Consider the following 299-nt stretch of genomic DNA (forward strand, 5'->3'; position numbering starts at 1 on the left):
CGTATCTATCAAGCGGCTCAATCGGGACAGGATGCAAAAGCTAGAAGGTTGCAGAGACTCCTTTTGAAGTCATACTATGCAAGGCTACTAGCGGTAAGGCGAGTAACCCAAGACAACCAAGGCAAGAAGACAGCCGGAGTGGATGGAATGATAGCGATATCCCCGAAACAAAGGTTTGAACTTGTTGAGGAAATCAAAAGAAACTTCAAAGCCAAGCCGTTGCGGAGAGTCTGGATACCAAAACCCGGACGGGATGAAAAACGCCCTCTGGGAATCCCGACAATCCGAGACAGAGCCAA

1 protein-coding gene is annotated in these 299 nt (G+C 48.8%); it reads left to right on the forward strand.

The features are described 5' to 3' along the window. Positions 1-299: reverse transcriptase N-terminal domain-containing protein (locus tag LKE08_RS08730; RefSeq protein WP_324703831.1), on the forward strand; the 299-nt coding region annotated here is incomplete at both ends.

The organism is Lyngbya sp. CCY1209 (assembly GCF_035615495.1).
Taxonomy (GTDB): Bacteria; Cyanobacteriota; Cyanobacteriia; order Cyanobacteriales; family Microcoleaceae; genus Limnospira.